This is a genomic window from candidate division WOR-3 bacterium, assembly GCA_029858255.1.
Taxonomy (GTDB): domain Bacteria; phylum Hydrothermota; class Tepidihabitantia; order SM23-42; family SM23-42; genus SM23-42.
The window spans coordinates 30,662-46,531 of record JAOUFJ010000007.1 but is presented as its reverse complement, the minus strand read 5'-3'; the positions used below and the strand labels follow the sequence as shown (position 1 = coordinate 46,531).

At 48.3% G+C, this 15,870-nt stretch carries 17 protein-coding genes and 1 tRNA gene; 12 read left to right on the top strand and 6 right to left on the bottom strand.

From position 1 onward, the window contains the following. The first annotated feature begins 173 nt into the window (after window positions 1-173). The 4 genes from OEV79_05070 to OEV79_05055 are packed head-to-tail and all read left to right on the top strand — an operon-like array spanning window position 174 to window position 3,079. The gene (locus OEV79_05070) at window positions 174-950 is read left to right on the top strand and encodes a hypothetical protein (protein MDH4210800.1); all 777 of its coding nucleotides are present in this window, start codon (window positions 174-176) and stop codon (window positions 948-950) included. Window position 951: 1 nt separating this feature from the next. Beyond that, complete coding sequence (locus tag OEV79_05065; GenBank protein MDH4210799.1) at window positions 952-2,031, top strand: hypothetical protein; 1,080 nt, start codon at window positions 952-954, stop codon at window positions 2,029-2,031. A gap of 2 nt (window positions 2,032-2,033) precedes the next feature. Beyond that, window positions 2,034-2,645: a DUF4384 domain-containing protein gene (locus tag OEV79_05060; GenBank protein MDH4210798.1), complete on the top strand. Its 612-nt coding sequence runs from the start codon at window positions 2,034-2,036 to the stop codon at window positions 2,643-2,645. 50 nt (window positions 2,646-2,695) lie between these two features. Further along, entirely contained in the window at window positions 2,696-3,079 is a 384-nt protein-coding gene (locus OEV79_05055) for a hypothetical protein (GenBank protein ID MDH4210797.1), read from the top strand. Between the two features lie 32 nt (window positions 3,080-3,111). On the opposite strand, the gene OEV79_05050 is transcribed toward OEV79_05055, so the two are convergent. The 4 genes from OEV79_05050 to uppS are packed head-to-tail and all read right to left on the bottom strand — an operon-like array spanning window position 3,112 to window position 6,963. After that, on the bottom strand, window positions 3,112-4,254 hold the full coding sequence (locus OEV79_05050; GenBank protein MDH4210796.1) for a geranylgeranyl reductase family protein: 1,143 nt from the start codon (window positions 4,252-4,254) through the stop codon (window positions 3,112-3,114). 9 nt (window positions 4,255-4,263) lie between these two features. Next, window positions 4,264-5,472: a replication-associated recombination protein A gene (locus OEV79_05045; protein MDH4210795.1), complete on the bottom strand. Its 1,209-nt coding sequence runs from the start codon at window positions 5,470-5,472 to the stop codon at window positions 4,264-4,266. Further along, complete coding sequence (locus OEV79_05040) at window positions 5,469-6,266, bottom strand: phosphatidate cytidylyltransferase (GenBank protein ID MDH4210794.1); 798 nt, start codon at window positions 6,264-6,266, stop codon at window positions 5,469-5,471. Before OEV79_05040 ends, OEV79_05045 begins: the two co-directional genes overlap by 4 nt. After that, window positions 6,259-6,963 (bottom strand): polyprenyl diphosphate synthase, encoded by a 705-nt coding sequence (gene uppS / locus OEV79_05035; protein MDH4210793.1) that lies wholly within the window; start codon window positions 6,961-6,963, stop codon window positions 6,259-6,261. Before uppS ends, OEV79_05040 begins: the two co-directional genes overlap by 8 nt. A 200-nt stretch (window positions 6,964-7,163) precedes the next feature. Here uppS and OEV79_05030 point away from each other — a divergent pair, with 200 nt between their 5' ends. The 6 genes from OEV79_05030 (at window position 7,164) to OEV79_05005 (ending at window position 12,770) form a co-directional block, all read left to right on the top strand. Beyond that, complete coding sequence (locus OEV79_05030) at window positions 7,164-8,084, top strand: M23 family metallopeptidase (GenBank protein MDH4210792.1); 921 nt, start codon at window positions 7,164-7,166, stop codon at window positions 8,082-8,084. Beyond that, a complete protein-coding gene (locus OEV79_05025; protein MDH4210791.1) occupies window positions 8,077-9,123 on the top strand; it encodes a CapA family protein in 1,047 nt (348 codons plus the stop codon). The genes OEV79_05030 and OEV79_05025 overlap by 8 nt, the downstream gene beginning before the upstream one ends. 70 nt (window positions 9,124-9,193) lie before the next feature. Beyond that, window positions 9,194-10,186 (top strand): aspartate-semialdehyde dehydrogenase, encoded by a 993-nt coding sequence (locus tag OEV79_05020; GenBank protein MDH4210790.1) that lies wholly within the window; start codon window positions 9,194-9,196, stop codon window positions 10,184-10,186. A 54-nt stretch (window positions 10,187-10,240) separates the two neighbouring features. Continuing rightward, window positions 10,241-11,419: a DUF401 family protein gene (locus OEV79_05015; GenBank protein ID MDH4210789.1), complete on the top strand. Its 1,179-nt coding sequence runs from the start codon at window positions 10,241-10,243 to the stop codon at window positions 11,417-11,419. Window positions 11,420-11,430: 11 nt separating this feature from the next. Continuing rightward, a complete protein-coding gene (locus OEV79_05010; protein ID MDH4210788.1) occupies window positions 11,431-11,961 on the top strand; it encodes a metallophosphoesterase family protein in 531 nt (176 codons plus the stop codon). 41 nt (window positions 11,962-12,002) lie between these two features. After that, a complete protein-coding gene (locus tag OEV79_05005; GenBank protein ID MDH4210787.1) occupies window positions 12,003-12,770 on the top strand; it encodes a 5'-methylthioadenosine/adenosylhomocysteine nucleosidase in 768 nt (255 codons plus the stop codon). Between the two features lie 132 nt (window positions 12,771-12,902). On the opposite strand, the gene OEV79_05000 is transcribed toward OEV79_05005, so the two are convergent. After that, on the bottom strand, window positions 12,903-13,253 hold the full coding sequence (locus OEV79_05000; protein MDH4210786.1) for a hypothetical protein: 351 nt from the start codon (window positions 13,251-13,253) through the stop codon (window positions 12,903-12,905). Window positions 13,254-13,325: 72 nt separating this feature from the next. Then, window positions 13,326-13,400, bottom strand: a tRNA-Asp gene (locus tag OEV79_04995). A 221-nt stretch (window positions 13,401-13,621) separates the two neighbouring features. Here OEV79_04995 and OEV79_04990 point away from each other — a divergent pair. Both OEV79_04990 and OEV79_04985 read left to right on the top strand, forming a co-directional pair. Further along, complete coding sequence (locus OEV79_04990; protein MDH4210785.1) at window positions 13,622-15,022, top strand: rhomboid family intramembrane serine protease; 1,401 nt, start codon at window positions 13,622-13,624, stop codon at window positions 15,020-15,022. A 101-nt stretch (window positions 15,023-15,123) separates the two neighbouring features. Then, complete coding sequence (locus tag OEV79_04985; protein MDH4210784.1) at window positions 15,124-15,774, top strand: hypothetical protein; 651 nt, start codon at window positions 15,124-15,126, stop codon at window positions 15,772-15,774. Window positions 15,775-15,870 lie beyond the last annotated feature (96 nt).

Here is a 15,870-nt window from a genome sequence, read left to right as displayed (position 1 = left end):
ACTGCTTGCGGGCAATCGTCTAACGCAGAAAGCACATAAGTAGGGGCCTGTCCCCAGTGCACAAGTTTTGTGCACGGTGCACAAGTTTTGTGCATGAATATCTGTATTTGGTTCGTAATTTCATCACTTTCACCTGGCACAGTATATGCTATTATATAGGGCAGAGGTGAATGATGAAAAGAATAAAAATCTTCCTAAACGTGATTGTAATTAGCGGCCTCATGGGACTCGCCGGTTGTTCATTTGAAGGCGTTGATAACGAACCACCCGCAGTACCCAGAGGTTTGAGGTCGATAACCGGCGACGAAGAAGTCCTGCTCGTCTGGTATCAGAATACAGAGCATGATCTTGCCGGCTACCGGATTTACCGAAGTCTCGAGCCCTTTGGTCTATACTACGAGATCGGCGAGACCAATCTCGATTACTTCCTTGACTACGGGTTGATCAATGGCCAGACATACTACTACGCGGTGACGTCTTTTGACTATGATGGCAACGAGAGCGAGTTCTCATACGAAATCGTCTATGATACACCACGGCCCGAAGGTTTCGATGAGCAGATTTTTGACTACACGATCTACCCGGATTATGCCGGTTGGAAATTCAGTGCCTACAGTATCGTTCCATTTGATTACCCGACCTGTGACTTCTACTACGGTTATGATGAAGTCGAGCAGGCCTATTGTTTCTACGTCGGACATCCGGTCGGTTTGATACAGGATTTCGGTTATACTTCGTCATTCGACGAAATAACCTACGCGCCTCAGCAGGGCTGGTCTGCAACCGGCAAAGTTGAGGCAATACCGGGACATACCTACATAATGCATACATGGGACTATCACTATGCAAAATTCCGTGTAACCGCTTTGGGTACGTACTCGGTGATTTTCGACTGGGCTTACCAGACTGATATCAATAACCCAGAATTAGTAATGAACCAAGGAGGCTAAGATGAAACGTTCATTATTTCTTTTATTGTTCCTTGCCGTTATACCGATGTTCGCCGATAACATAACCAATATCTACTACTCTTACGATTATTACGAACCCGGTTATTATGACGAATACTGGTACAATGATTACTGGTATGACGGTTATTGGGTATACATGCCGTACGGATATTATTGTGTGCGCTTCGTATGGTGGTATCCATGGTGGTGGGACTGGTACTGGGCGCGATGCTACTGGTGCCATCACTTCCATCCTGATTTCTTCTATGCTGGATTCTACGTCGTGTGGTATGATCACGGTACGTGGTGGTACAGGCCGCGCTACGGTCAGTATGTGCGCTACCGCTTGCCCTATTCATACAATGTGCTGCGGGTAAAGGCAAGGACGAGTGGCATATATCTTCCTGAGAAACCGCCGCGTGAGATCAACCTGCCTTATCAGGAAAATCAGGTCATGAACCTGGCCAGGCAGAATGATCCTGAGCTCTTTGCCCGTGTTGAGAGAGAACAGCACAGTGGCAACCTCGAGAGGATGCGAACGAACTATGTGAAGCAGGCCAACCGGGAGATCGCTACCAAGAACCGGGAGCACGGCATTGAGGATATGCACATTGATATCAACGAACTGGCAAAGCGGGAGAAACCCATTGCCAGGACAAACGACACGAGGCTAAATAACGCAAGGACAGATCCAGGCAGCCAGACGCGCGTGCAGAGCGAGAGCAAGAATACAAAGACGAATACACCGAGAGAGCAGACGCGCGTTGAGACGCCATCGCGTATTCAGAAGGAAAGTAAGAGTCAGCGAACGAGCCAGCCCGTTGCTCCGGGCCGGTCTGGACAACAGGTTGAGCGTACAGACAAGCAGGAAGAGCGGCCCAGGTCGCCGAGCGTTGAAAAGTCACCTGGACGTCCGGATGCCGAGGCCAGGACTCCCGACCGTAAAGAGGAAAAGGTCGAGAAACCGAGGGTTGATAATCGAAAGAGCACGCCTCAATCCCAAAGACCACAGGACCGTCAACCGAGCGTATCGCGCAATCCGCGTGATGACCGGTTCTATTCTACGGAGAACGTGAGGTAGGCATGTTCTTTGCTCTTCTGATGTCGCTAATTACTGCGGGTGCACCGCTCGAAGTATCACTCTGGACCGACCACGAGGGTGCACCTTACAGCCCGGGTGACTTGTTGACGATATACTTCTCCGCAAACCAATCATGCTATCTTGCAGTATACAATATAGAACAGGGGGGAGGAGTGACTCGGCTCTTCCCCCCGGAAGAGGACAACGGTTGGGTAAGGGGCGGACAAGTATATCAATTGCCTCCGGATTATGCAGACTATGATTATCGGGTGACCGGACCTGCCGGGGTCGAGACGATCATCGTGGTAGCATCGACCAGCAGGCTGCCGGAGCTGAATGACGAGGGCCCGGATATTGTTACCGAGGTCATGGACATTGAAATCAAGGAACCTGAACCTGCTGAATTGATAATCGTTACGGTTCCACCCCGCTGTCTGATCTACGTGACAGAAACCGAATCAGGGGACAGAGAGTATGCCGGTGAGTCACCACGGGCTATAGTACTGAAACCCGGTGAATACTTGGTCGAAGTCAAGAAGGCAGGGTATCGGACCTTGAAGCGCACCGTATCATTGAATCCGGGCGAGAAGCGCAAGGTTCATGTTAAACTCTGAATGGGTGTTGACATGTTGAATGATATGCCTATAATTTTGCGAGGTACAAAATGAAGAGATTTATGTTACTTTTATTCCTGACGAGCATGCTCCTCGCGATCGAGCAGGTTCCACGTCAGGTTAATTCAGAAGAAGAGAAAAATCCGGCGGTGAAGGTAGATACAAAGCAGCCTTCTGCACGGACCAGTTCACGCGATACACGGACACAGAGCGCGAACGTCATCCAGAGGAATGATCGGGAACAGGATAGATTCCAGGATTCTAATTCGAATGGCGTGAACGACCGTCGTGAAGATGATTTTCAGAACATCAAGACAAAGAAATCAAAATACAAAGAGTTGATCGACAAGAAGAAGGTCGAACAAACAAGAAAGAAACAGCCGGAAATACCCCAGAGAGAGAAGAAAGAACCGGACAAGGAAAAAGAAAAATAGCGAAATACCGGTTGCTGCTTCGGTGTAGTATTTTATAGCAGTAGTCTGAATCCCAAACCCAGCAGGTGCGGTGACGCAAGCAGTATCTGTCGTACAAGGTGTCGCGTATTGATATCCTTGACCGTCTTCCCGCGGAAGATTTTTTCACCAATGTCGAAAATCTTCTGCAGGTCCCTGTCATCCAGTTTTGAATAGACATTTTGCACGCGTTTGTGCCATACAACCTCATCCAGGACCGCTGCTCGCATCTCGGATTGCAGACGATTCTTTCGGCCCCTGATGATGTCCGCCGCGTTGCGACCCGCAATGGTGCCGGATTTGATGCCATTGGCGATACCACCGCCGCTCAGCGGATCAGTAAAACGCGCGGCGTCTCCTACAAGGCAGAAATTTCCACCTGAAAAGGTCCTCAAGACCTTTGCCGGTACCCCGCTGAAGACGCTTTCTTCGACAGTTGCATCCGGGAATTCTCGCTCTACCCAGCGGTCGAGCAGCATCTTGGGCTTCTCTCTCGTGCTCAAAGGTGACACACCCAATCCTACATTTGCCGAATTCTTTGATTTAGGAAAGATCCACGCGTATCCGCCTGGCGCATAGCTGCTTCCGAAGATCAGATGCGCATAGCCGGTTTCTATGTTAATGTTGTTCAAAAGATACTCGGCACAGATTTCGATCTCGTCCAGATTCATGCGCGTATCAATGCCCATCCAGCGGCCAACATTCGAAACAATGCCGTCCGCACCGATGAGATACTTGAAACAATAGTTTTTCGTGGTGCCGTTCTCGTTCGCGACCACTTCATTTCCCTGCACGCCAATTGCTTTTGTAGATTTCTTTATTACGGTGCCCTTTTCTTCAGCAATTTGTGCAAGCGCCGGGTCAAATGCTTTTCTATTGAGCACCCAGCCAACGTTGGGGTATTTCATGGTAAATTCTCTGCCCTTCGGCCCTCTGACGATCGAACCAGAAAGTTCCTGCGAGATCCACTCTGGTTGTATTTCCAGATATCCTTTGATCGTGCTCCTTGACAGACCTTCGGCACATGCAAGGGGTTGACCTATCGTGTCATGTTCTTCCATCATCAGCACGGAGAGGCCTCTTTCCGACGCGGCTGCAGCCGCTGCTGAACCGGCCGGGCCGGCGCCGATTACGATTACATCATAATCATTGCGCATGAATGTCGGTTATTCTTTGAGATACTTCTTGTTCTTGAGTTTGTCCGGCATATACTCTTGGTCTACTTTTGCATCCGGGTAATCGTGGGGGTATTTGTAGCCTTTACCATAACCCAGTTTTTTCATCAAGTTGGTGGGAGCGTTTCGAATGTGCATGGGAACTGGTTCGGCTTGTGTTTCCAGAGCATCTTTTTTGGCCTCTGCGTATGCCATGTAAAGGTTGTTGTTCTTAGGCGCACCCGCAAGGTATGCAACACATTCAGCCAGGGCGAGATCTCCCTCGGGCCGGCCAATGAAATGGATTGCGTCCTTTGCGGCAATTGCGATCAACAGTGCCTGGGAGTCGGCAATACCGATATCCTCAACCGCGAAGCGGACGAGCCGCCGTGCAATGTAGAGAGGATCTTCACCGGCTTCAAGCATTCGCGCGAGCCAGTAAAGGCCGGCATCAGGGTCTGAGCCGCGTAAGGATTTGTGCAAAGCAGAGATCAGATTGTAGTGTTCTTCACCGCTTTTGTCATAGCGCAGTGCTTTACGCTGCACCACTTCTTCGACCGTTTTCAGGTCAACGTTCTTCTGCCTTGATGCGAGGGCCGAGAGTTCCAGTGCGTTCAATGCAACACGGGCATCACCGTCTGAAATGTTCGCGATGAAATCGAGTGCACTATCTTCGACCGTCAATGCGTTAGAGAGCCCGCGTTCAGAATCGAGGGCTTTTCTCAGTATGGATTTTATATCGTCGAACGATAGCGGATGCAGCATATAGACCTTGACTCTCGAGATCAGGCTGGAATTGAGTTCGAAAGAAGGATTTTCGGTTGTCGCGCCGATCAGCGTGATCGTGCCTTTTTCCAGATAAGGCAGAAAAGCGTCCTGTTGTGCCCGGTTGAAGCGATGTATTTCATCGATGAAGATTATTGTCTCGCGATTATATAATTGCTTGCGCTTGGCTGCTTCCCCCATGAATTTTCTGATCTCAACTATTCCACTCGTGGCAGCTGAAAAAGACACAAAATCGGCTTCAAATTTCTGAGCGAGGAGCCGTGCGATTGTGGTCTTCCCGCTGCCCGGTGGTCCGAAAAGAACCATTGAGAACAATCTTTTTTCCTCGATCTGCCGAGTTATCGGCCGTCCACTGCCCAGCAAATGATCTTGCCCTAGAACTTCCTCGAAGTTCTCCGGGCGCATCCGGTCGGCCAGTGGATTTTTCTCGGTCATGCCGTCGCTATTAAATAGATATAGAAGAAAGGTATGCTCAGTACAAGGGAATCAATGCGGTCGAGAAAACCACCATGCCCGGGGAATGCGTTTGAAGCATCTTTGAGCCCGACCCCGCGTTTCATTCCCGACTCAAAGAGGTCCCCCATGGTGCCAAGAATACCAATGCCAATTGTGATCATGATGGAATCGATCAGAGTGAAATCAGCATACCAAAATCTGCTCAGAAGAAGGGTGAAGGGGAATGTGAGAGGAAAGGCGAAGAGGGTTCCTTCCCACGTCTTCTTTGGGCTGATTCTTGGAGCAAGCCGATGCTTGCCCATTGCACTACCTACAAAGTATGCAAATGTGTCATATAGCCAGGTCAGGATGAACGGCATCAAACAAACCTCAAAGCTAATCTTGCGCAGCAGGATGATGGTAGCGGGTAGAATCGACAGGTAGACTGTTCCAAAAAAAACCGCGGCCACTTCGGTAAGGAAATTCTGGGCACGGTCGGCACCCGGGAAACGCACGATATACAGGGAACAGACAAAAATGAAAATGATGAAAATCGGGAGAAGGAACGGCGCTTCGTAGTGGACAAGGATAATTATCGCGTATATTGGCAAAAAAACGGCAAGCGGTTGAGGGTATATTTCTTTCCGATGCCAGAAACCCAGATATTCATTGCCGGCAAAGGTGAAAAATACAAGCATGAAAACAGGCAGGAAGATCCCGTCTATCCAGAAAATAAAGAGGATGATGGCAAGCAGAACTGTGGCGGTCAGGATTCGCTTTTTGAGGTCAGACACGGCCAAAGAGACGCTCCCTTTGTTTGAATGATTCAATGGCCGCAAGATACTCCTTTTCGCGAAAATCAGGCCACAGGGTTTTGGTAAAGTATATTTCTGTGTAAGCGAGTTGCCAGAGCAGAAAATTGGAGATGCGCTCGCGCTTCTGCGCGCCCGTACGGACCATCAAATCTGGTTCGGGCAAGGACGGGTCATAAAGGAAAGTGGCGAATTCTTCTTCGCTGAACTTTGCCAGATCGATGGTGTCTAGTCGATCTTTTTCGATTATTTTTTTAACGGCATCGACTATTTCCCCGCGGCTGCCGTAGTTGAGGCAGAGCGTCATGACAAGCCCTTTGTTATTTTTCGTCGTATCGAGTGATTCTTGCAGAGCACGGCGTGCATTCTCAGACAGAACATCCAGACGGCCAATAGCATTGATGCGGACATTATTCTTGTTCAACTCAGGAGTTTCCTTTACGAGCATCTCCTCAAGCATGTTCATCAGGGTCTGGACTTCTTCGGCTGGACGGTGCCAGTTCTCAGTTGAAAAGGTATACAGGGTCAGGTATTTCAAACCGATGTCAGTTGAGGTTTTGACTATTGCCCTTACTGATTCCACCCCCTGGCGGTGGCCGATGACCCTGGGCAGGCCGCGTTTCCTTGCCCAGCGGCCGTTTCCATCCATGATGATCGCGACGTGCACCACATCTTGCATGGGCATATTATAGCCTCAGTTTCTGCTTTGTCAACTGCCTGGCGTTGAATCTCTGGAGATTTCTACCGAAATCACGTGGAATTTGCTTTTTTCGCATTGAGGTTTGCCGGTTCAGTTGCTGCCATGAATTGATCTCTCTCGGAGATGGTTCGAGAATATTAGGTTATTGACAAAAACACATTTCTGCATATAATCTCATAATGGAGAACCGTCTCGAGGTCATTTTTGTATCCCAGAAGCACAATTTCCTCAGGAATCTTAGACTGCCCATGGTTCTCATATACATCCTTGCCGGATTCCTTGTCACGGCCACGATTTCGACGATCGTTTTATTCGTCAACAGCACTCGACGCACATTCGTGAGAATACATCTTACCAGAGTAGAGAGGGAGAATAGGAGTCTTGTCGCAAGACTTGATTCGATAAATATCTTCTTGAAAAGAGCCCAGGATTCTTTTGACCAGCATATCTCGCAGGATAACCGCGAGCGCACATACTGGCAGATGGCCCATATTCATCCTGATATCTGGTCAATGGGTATCGGTGGCAAACAGAATGAATACCGTCCTCAGATCGCCAACAGGAGCACCGAGCGTATCATTAATGAGATCTACGAGTCAGTCGATGTATTGAAGGGAAAGTACTACCTCCGTCAAACGAGCCTGCAGGATATTCAAGATCAAATCGAAGATAACATGTACCTTTGGTCGCACACTCCTTCAGTGCATCCACTTCCTGGCTGCCGGATATGCTCAGGCTATGGTTATCGGGTCGATCCCATTGACGGCAATGTACGCATGCACTGGGGTGTTGATATCGGCGCCCCAAGGTGGACGAGAATATCTGCAACAGCAGATGGGTTTGTCAGTTATGCAGGGTGGGTTAGTGGCTATGGCTGGACTGTGATAGTCGACCACGGATTTGGCTTCAAGACCGCCTACGCGCACTGCCAGCAGATCCTCGTCCGACAGAATGAACCCGTAAAACGCGGCCAGGTACTTGCCAGGGTCGGTTCGACCGGCCGGTCGATTTCTCCGCACCTGCATTATGAAGTGCGCGTGTCGGGGATGAAGATAAATCCATACAAATACATAAGTAACTCAGAAGTAATTTTTGACTAGCCGAACGCAGATTCATTCCATTTTAATACTATTGCTGCTCCTTTCTGCCGGCATTAGCGATTCGCTCACGATCGTTGCCGTGGGCGATATCATGATGGGCTCGAATTATCCAGTGAATATGCTTCCTCCGAATGATGGTAAAGATCTGTATGAAGACGTTGCCGACATTCTCAGTTCGGGTGATTTGACAATCGGCAATCTTGAAGGCGTCATAATGGATGGAGGGGTATGTGCAAAGAAGACCGAAAAAGGGAAAGTGTACGCCTTCAGGACCCCGCCTTCTTACGCGTGGCATCTTAGCGAAGCAGGTTTTGATTTCATGAACCTGGCTAATAATCACATGAACGATTTCGGCCCGCATGGAGTTGAATCTAGCAAACAGGAATTGGCTGCGTGTGGTATTGTATGTGGCGGATTTGGTGGCGAGATCGGCCGCTTTGAGATAAATGGCGTGAACATTGCCATCGCGTGCTTTGCCACCTCACCCGGTGCTGACGTAATAACAGATATCATTGGAGCTCAGCGCAAGGTGGCACGCTTGGCAAGAGCAAACGATGTCGTTATTGTCTCGTTCCACGGTGGTGGCGAAGGTTTGGGATATCTTCACACGCGCGATACCTTCGAGTATTTTCTGGGTCAACCGCGCGGTAACGTCGTTGAGTTTTCAAGGGCCGTGGTCGATAGTGGCGCCGATTTCGTGTGGGGGCATGGGCCACATGTGCCGCGCGCGATAGAAATCTATAATAGCAGGCTGATCGCCTACAGCCTGGGGAATTTTTGTACATGGGGATTCAACATAGGTGAGGAACGGGGCTACGCTCCAATGCTAAGAATCGTGGTCGATTCGACGGGCGTATTGATGCGCGGAGAGATCGTCTCGGCGCTTCAGAAACCTGATCGTTCACTCGTGATCGATGAGCAGCATAACGCAGCACGATTAATGGCGCGGCTGTCGAGGCAGGATTTTCCTGAATCGGCACCCTATATTACAGAGACTGGTTCCATAGTAGCGTGGCCTGAGAATCGCGAAGACCGTTAGTTCTATTCATTAAATTTAATCCAGAATTTGTTCATATTGACTTGCTACTCCATTACGCTATAATTGGTCCATGAAAAATATTGCGGTGTTGGGTAGTGATAGCCTGATCGGCACGGAGTTGATCAGGATCCTACAGCAGCGTGACTACCCTGCTGCAGATCTTTATTTCATGAGCCCGGCTGATAATTGCGTGGAAACGATTGTCTTCAAAGATAGACAATTCGAAGTCCTCCGCGACTATGACACGTTTCTGGATAAGGTTGATGTAGTATTTTGTTGTCTCGATAAAGTAAATACTCGCGCCGCGGTTTCAAAATTCAAGGAAAAAGCCGTAGTCATTGACTGTTCAAGGGCCTTTAATTTTGCGGGTGGAGTCGCCCAGGTAATCCCAGAGGTGAACCCGGATGGTGTAAAAGGTGAGAAATCGCTGATTTCAAACCCGAGTCCGATGACCATACAATTGCTCGTGGCGACTTATCCTCTGCACAAAAAGCATGGACTGAAGTGTCTGCATGCAACCGCCTTTATGGCGATTTCGGATCTTGGACGTGATGCGCTTGCAGAATTGTCATACGAATACGAGTACCTTGCAGTTGGGAGCGATGCCTGCAAATCCGAGGATAGTGTTTTTCCTTATACGATAGGCAGTAATTTGATACCGCAGGTCGGAGATTTTACGGGTCATGGTGATACTGAGGAGGAAGGCGTAATCGCCAGAGAAGTGTTGAACATGCTCAAAACCGACGAGATCCAGATTGGGGTGACTGCGGTCTGGGTTCCAGTGCGCCGTGGCAGCAGCATGGCCGTCTGTGCAGGTTTTGAAGATCATATCACGGTCACCGAAGCAAGGAAATTACTGAGAAAGGCTCCGGGCGTAGAGATCATGGATCGCGATGAGGAATATCCTATGCCGGAAAATGTCGTTGGCAAGGATGATGTTTTTGTTGGGCGCATAAGGCATGACAAGGTTTTTGAGAATGGCCTGGCGCTTTGGATCGCGACTGACAACCTGCGTAAAGGCTCGGCACTCAATGCAGTACAGATTGCCGAATTACTTCTTTAACTCTTTCCCGTATACCGAGATGTCACTACAAACACTTAAGGAACAATAGGCGATATGCTGACCTGGATAGGTTTCATTGTATCACTGTCAGCTATTCTGCTGGTAGCGCGCCGCAGTTTGCCCCTTGCTCTGCTTTGCGGAGCACTCATACTGGGTTTATTTACTCTGCCGCTTCAGATGACAGCTCAACTGATCGGGCAGACCATAGTTGATCCCTCTGTGTTGCTGCTCGGTTTTGCCATGGGTTTCATCCCGATGATCGGTGGTACGATGAAGGAGAGCGGACGTATGGATGATCTCGTGAACAATCTGCGTATCGGCAAGAAGGGAGTAATGGCTCTTGCTCCGGCGATGATGGGCCTGCTGCCGATGCCGGGCGGCGCATTGCTTTCGGCCCCGATCCTCGAGAAAGGAGGTGTCGGTGTAAGAGATGATCTAAAGGTGGCAATAAACGACTGGTTTCGGCATCTGTTCGTCTTGATCTACCCGCTCAGTTCCGCACTTATCGCATCGGCAAAAATAGCCAATCTGAATGTATATAGTGCCGCACTCTATCTGTTGCCGACATTCTTTTTTGCACTGATCCTGGGCTATATATTTCTATTACGCAAAGTGCACGGGCGTATTGATTACGAAAATCCTTTTTCACTGAAAGGTTTGTTGATTCCTCTCTGCATCGTACTGATTGCGCCGGTGCTGGATTTTTCACTCAAAAGATTTTTGTCTCTACCCGTGCAAGAATTGGCTACTTTGACCGGAGTAGCTACTGCCCTGATTGTCTCCGTCGTTGTCAGCAAATACAGATTGGATTTATTAAGTATCGCACGTAAGATGAAGCCCTGGAATTTCACGTTGATTATTATCGGAATGTTCATTTTTTTGAATATTTTCAAAGCATCAAACGCAGCAATTCTAATTGGCTCGATCCCCCTGCCGCCGTTGACCCTGTGCGTTGTCACCGGTTTTGTATTGGGTGTAGCGACCGGGAGGGTGATTTTGCCTTCGTCGATAATCCTGCCCGTGTATCTGACGTACGGCGTCATTACGCCGGTCGCTTTTGCCACGATCTATTCTAGCATCTTCTTTGGTTACGTGATCTCACCAGTGCATCCGTGCGTCGGAGTGTCGATAGAATATTTCAGCGTGCCAATGAAAGATTTTTTGAAACTTCTCATCATGCCAACCGCGATCATATTTGTTCTATTATTAATCTCTTCAATTTTTCTGGCTTAGAGGAGCGCGGAATGTTGAAATTGGGAGTCGTCAGTGATACGCATAAGCATATCAAGAACTTGAGCAGGGCGCTGGATTTTCTCAAAGGGCAGGGTGCCAGTTTGTTCATTCACCTGGGCGATGACTATACTGACCCAGATGAGACAGGAGAGCATGATTTCGTGCGCGTTCCGGGTGTATTCAGCGAAGTCTATGCGGACAAGAAGATACCGAACCGGCTCATAAAGAATATTGTTGGCTGGCGAGTGCTCTTGACACATACTGTTGCGTCCCATCCGAATGACTTGCCCGGGGATCTCAAACCCGAAGACATCATTAATGGCCGGCGCGCCGATGCGGTGTTCTTTGGCCACACTCACGTGCCTGAAATAAAAGAGGATGGTGGTGTCATCTTTGTGAATCCTGGGCACATGAAAAATGAAGATAAAAGGGGATTCCCTCCGACGTTTGCATATGTCGAATTGTCAATGGAGCGGATGATTGTGCGTATACACAAGTTGGTTGAATACGGAATCTTGATGGAACATACTTTTCGTCGATGACGGCAACTCGCTGTCAGACAGCGGCCTAAATTGGAGGTTTTATGATAGCCTTCTTGATTTGTTTGCTTGTGACACAAGAGGCAAGATCTATCGGCATCATGGGTGCCATGGAAGTGGAAGTAGAGTCGATCGACGATGCTATGATTGTCGATAGGGTGGACACTATAGGAAGGAAGACCTACAAGATCGGCAGGATCTTTGACTCACCATGCGTCCTTGTCAAGGCAGGTGTTGGCAAGGTGGCGTCTGCTCAAACCGCGCAGACATTGATCATGCGTTATGGTGTTGATATGATTGTCTTTACCGGAGTTGCAGGAGGCATAAACCCCACACTCGACGTGGGCGATATCGTCATATCGAAGGATGTCATACAGCATGATTTTGGACAGATCCTGCCTGACAGCTTTGTTCCTTTTGACACCGTAGGTTTTTCCGCAGATAGTCTTCTTATCGGTCTCGCTCTCAATGCCGCGGAGAAGGTCGAGTTCGTTCGCGTGCCTGCCATATCGGGAATGAGAGGCGAGATGCCGCGGGTCGTCCTTGGCCGTATCGCGACCGGCGATCAGTTCATATCGAGCGAGGCAAAGCGTCTCTGGATCGCGCGGGTTTTCAATGCCGATTGTGTTGAAATGGAGGGCGCAGCAGTAGCTCAGATTTGTGCCGCATATGATATACCGTTCTTGATCATCCGTTCACTCAGCGACTTGGCCAACGAGAATGCTGACGTTGATTTTCAGTCCTTTGTTGTTCATGCCGCACAAAATTCCAGTGAATTGGTCAAGGAAATTGTAAGACAGCTTAAGCAGTGAAAAGATGTTTTTGCGTTGAACATATCGAAACGTAGTTAATAACATACTTGTATAAGTTGGGGTTATGGTGAGAAAAGTTTATTAGGGTACTACAAAATTGAAGGGATCAGACCAATCCCCGACTCCACCGCCTCAACCGCCTTCCACTGCCTGCGCGCGCCAGTAGTATGAACCACTGCCCAACGCGGATGAAGGCAAGTAGCTGGTATCCAGATGACAAGAGATATCTATGATCATTGCATCGAGGGCTCCAAAAGTGTCATCAGATACCTGCAGATTGTAGCCAACGACGCCGTCGACGCTGTGCCAGACAAAGAGCGGCGGGTTTTGAGTGATTGTCGAACCATCTTGAGGCGAGACCAATACGGGTGTGCCGATTCCCGTTGTTGAATCAGATACACAACTGAGGTATATCACAATGGTGATAAAGGATATCATCGACAATATCGCAGGATATGAAAAGTGTCTAATTTTGGATATCATTGTAATCAAATTCTTTATTTCTGTAATCGATGCCGCCAGGCAATCAATGTAATCATTTTCTCGAAGAGAAAGCGGGGTCGACGAGAGTTGAACTCGCGACCTCCTGCGTGACAGGCAGGCGTTCTAACCAGGCTGAACTACGACCCCATCATCTTACCACGCCGCCCCTAATGTAATACACGGGCAGGCGTTCTATCCCCGTTTTACCTCTGCAAAACGGGACCCTCATCAACTTCACGAAAGCGGAACTTTCGGAAGTTATGGGGCCAGGCTGAACTACGACCCCATACTTGCATTATACACAGAATCGGGGCAGAGTCAAGATTTTTTTGTTGACAAATTCCTCTATTTCTGTTATATTCCATTTAATGTTCTTCGTTATTCCGGTTGGCAGTGAAGAGGGGGTTAGGCGACTCCCGTATGTTACAATTGCGTTGATTGCCGTCAATTCGCTTATTTGGATCATTACGGCCTTGGTCGTAGGCGGGCAGATGGCGGAATTGAATCAAATCAACGAGAGGATGCTGGCGATAGAAGTGCATTACACCTACCAGTTGATTGAAACCGATCCCGCCCTGCTGAACGAGTTTGATTACGATAAAATACGTACGCGGATCCTTGACGGCGAGATAATACCGGTCGGCACCGAAGATTACCGGCAATGGAGGCGTCTCTACGACAATTTCACTAAAAAGAGCGGTCAGATGGTATTCAACAAATTCGGTTTCACACCTGCCCGGTTCGACTTTTTCAAGCTTTTCTCGTCCATGTTCCTGCATGGGGGTTTTTTTCATCTGCTTTTCAATATGCTCTTTCTCTGGCTTGTCGGGTGTAATATCGAAGACGATTGGAGTTGGAAGGTATTCCTGGGACTCTACTTGGTTGGCGGCCTGGTTGCGGGTCTATTCCACGGTCTGGCTTTTCCCAAAAGCACGGTACCCTTGATTGGCGCTTCGGGGGCCATCGCGGCGATCATGGGAGCTTTCATGATCCGTCACTTCAAAACTAAGATTCGTTTTGCTTATTTTTTTCTTCTTTTCATTAAACCATACTATGGTACATTCTCTGTATATGCCGGTATAGCTCTGCCAATATGGTTCTTGCAGCAGATTCTTGGGGCAAGTTGGGGCATGGAGTCGGGAACTGCGTACTGGGCCCATATCGGCGGGTTTGTTTTTGGTGCGGGAATGGGCGCGTCGTTCAAATACTTTGGTATCGAGAAGAAATATATTGAACCAATGGTTGAAGACAGTTTCGAGAAATTGAAAATGTCACCAAAGATGAAAGAAGCAAGCAGACTACTGGATATTGAAAATGTAACTGATGCTGTTCCCTTGTTACAACAGATAATAAACGAGGAGCATCTCAACCATGATGCCCCTTTGATCCTGGCTCGGCTGTATTATGAAAGTGGCAACGATGAAGGCGCGAGGTCGATGTACGAGAGGGCCATGGATGTTGCCTTGCGAGCCGACAATGACGACCTCATATTCTCCTTGCGTGATGAGGCAGAGGCGAAACAGTACTTGAAATCCTTCACGGAAAAGACACTGTACAGACTCGCGAATTTCTACGAGCGATCCGGAAAATATGAAGAAGCGGTAAAATTATATGGCCTCCACATACAAATTCATCAAACCAGCCCGGTTAGGCCAAAGGCGATCCACAAAGTTCACCTGCTGTTCAGGAACAACCTGAAAGATGAAGTTATGGCCAGGAATGCCCTCGCTTACTTGCACAAAGAATATCCAAGTTGGTTGCAGGCTTGAGCTTAGTATCTTTGATCCTAAGGAATATGATGATAACAGAGAGTGCTGAGTCGTGATTCTCAAAAGATTGACTTTCTTGCCTTGATAATATATACTGAAATATGAATGATAAATTCAAGCCACCACCATTCAACTACTGTGATTACCGGTGCGATCGCTGCGATGAACAGGAAAACTGCAGGGTCTTCAAGGATGATCAGGAAAGGTTGTTAGATCACTACCGTAAGGGCGAAGACCCTTATGATCCTGAGATCTTCATGAATGATCTAAGAGAGATATTCAGCCGGACAGAAAAGATGATTAAAAAAGCTGCTCAAGAACATGGTATTGATCTGGACGGCGTCGGCGAAGAAGAGATACCAGAGGTCGATCCTGAAGAGTATGTGATCTACCGTCTTGCCTATAAATATTTTGAAGAAACAAATGCATTCATTAAAACCTTAGAGAAAAGCGGGATTCCGGAAAATATCAGGCCCTATTATGACGATCTTGTTTGGTATCATACGCTTATTGCGGCCAAGTCCGGAAGACTGGTTTCCGGATTTATCGACGATCTTCTCGATGATGAGGTCAGCGATATTGAGGAGGAGGGTACGGTTAGTATAATAAGAAAAGGAATAAGGTTGTCCAGGAATGCATTGGAGAGTATGTTAAGTGAGTTCCCTGACCAGCTTCATGCAATAGCAGATTTGATGGAAATTTTGAATCAGATTGAAAAACAGATGGAATCCGACATTCGTCAAAAAGTGTAGTTGCCGTTACACCCGCAATATTTAGATCATATGTCTTCATCCCGGATCCAACCGAATTCATAAGTGCATTGTCAATACACGCAATACAGGTATAAT